This window comes from Bacillus sp. B4EP4a (genome assembly GCF_006680105.1).
GTDB classification, from domain to species: Bacteria; Bacillota; Bacilli; order Bacillales; family DSM-1321; genus Peribacillus; species Peribacillus simplex_E.
Genome location: NZ_VHIK01000094.1, coordinates 1 through 2,054 on the forward strand (window position 1 = coordinate 1; position 2,054 = coordinate 2,054).

Sequence of the window (2,054 nt, forward strand, 5' to 3'; positions counted from 1 at the left end):
TGCATGAATGAAAAAACTTTTCCAATATACTGCAGAATAATCATTCCCAAAACTCCTTTTTTTCTATCATACAACAAAAAAGACAGAAGGAAACAGGGATTACAATAACATTACTTAAAACAAATAAAACCATTATATACTTAACATGGAGTTAAAAATTTGATGGGAATTCGTGTTTATTATTAGGATTTCATGCTCGCAGAGTTTGTCTCGACCAAAGCAAAATAAAAAGAGCCTAGGGCTCTAAAATATACTATTAATGATCAATTTTATCCATCCAATAAAAGAAATCCATAACGGTATGCTCAAAGATGTACCAAACAAAAGTCCTTTAAAGAAATTCCCTTCATTTTCACCTACCATATTGAACACACCTCTCGGCTTGGTTTTCTTGTGATAATTATAAATGAAAGCGTTTTCTTTGTATATGAGGCATTTGAAGCAATTACTTTACAATTAAATCCTTAAGATTAAGCAGATAAGTTGAATCAGTCGGCTTTCTCATGAAATTAAAACAATCTTATATATCCTACCAGGATTTTGATATGATGCTGGCTTTTCTAGATTTTTCGAAGTACCGACAACTGTGCTGTTTAAGAACATCTATAAAGATGTTAAGTGTTACCCATCTCACCAAGAAGAGCATTCGTCATACTCATATTTTTCTCATCAATAGCATCATAAAGGGACCAGCCAATAACTTGAATCCCAACACCTGTATTTTATCGCAGCATCCAAATCAGGTACAGCCAATCCAATGTGAGTAATTGCTGTCATATGTATGCCCCTTGATAAATAAAATACCAATTTAAGGTGATGGGGAAACTGTCGTTTTGGACAAAAAAAAGAAGCAATAGCCAAAGAGGGAAACAGGAAACACAATAACATTACTTTAAAAAAATAAAACCATTACATACTTTAAATGGGGTTTTAAAAATTTGCTTGATGGTGTTTAGGATGTGAATAGGGTAAGGCATGAACAGTCTCTTTAAAAAAGTTGTTTCATTATTAGTGCAACCATATTAACGCAAATGGAAAAAGGAGAGCCAGACCTAAAAACTCTGGCGACTTAACTCCAAAAATATACCTTAGAAATTGACAGAGTCATTATCAAAATAAGGCTTTAATTGTTAAGTCAGCCGAAAGTATTGATGCTAAATGTTGTGAATATGGAAAGCCCCCGATAATTGAATATCGGAGGCTTCCGCATGACAATCTATTTATTTATCTTATTCATAAATAAATATGGTATTACCCACGAGGTTCTAATATTTGAGAATTAAAGTTACCTGAAGTTTGGGTCCAACTATCAAATAGTAAAAAAGATTATTATAAAGAAGCTACTAATAACTCCTTTTTAATTAAGTTCTTTAATTCTTCTTGCAGGTACTCCTCCATATAGTCCACTTGGTTCACAATCTTTAGTGACAACAGAACCTGCTGCAATTATACAGCCTTGTCCAATAGTTACTCCAGGAAGAATTATTGATCGAGCGCCAATCCAACACCCATTTTCAACTTTAATCGGTTTTCCTATGGGTGTTCCAGCTCTTCTGTCACATGATCCAATTTCATGAGTAGAGGAACAAAACATAACTTCAAAACCAATATCACAATTATCTCCAATGTTTGTAGTAACATCAAAGAAACATCTGCGGTTAACAAATGAATTGGAACCTATTGATATACTTTTCCACATGAAAAAAGTACCAGGCAAAATACTGTTAGTATTAATATTATACAGACCACAAAGACGATAAATTGCACATCTAAGCTTGTTTGGTACTAATACCGATGAAGCGAATGAATTAACGATACTATGCCAAATGACTCTCGATAAGTGTTTAATAATTTTTTTTGACAAAATCAATACCTACCTTCCAATAAAACAAAGTATACATGATTTTATTGGAAAAGATACTCTATATCTATAAAAATATGTCCTATTGTAATTCACGACCAATTACAATTACAATAGAGGTCGCTTGATTTATCAGAATCTATGGATTTGACGAAAATGATAGAAGTATACACAGAAAAATTTGATAAAATAA

General features: G+C 32.4%; 1 protein-coding gene. It reads right to left on the minus strand.

Going from position 1 to position 2,054, the window contains the following annotated elements; all coding sequences use genetic code 11:
- Positions 1 to 1,357 precede the first annotated feature (1,357 nt).
- Positions 1,358 to 1,864, minus strand: coding sequence for an acyltransferase (locus FNK51_RS26145; protein ID WP_220127012.1), 507 nt, complete (start codon positions 1,862 to 1,864; stop codon positions 1,358 to 1,360).
- Between the last annotated feature and the right edge of the window lie 190 nt (positions 1,865 to 2,054).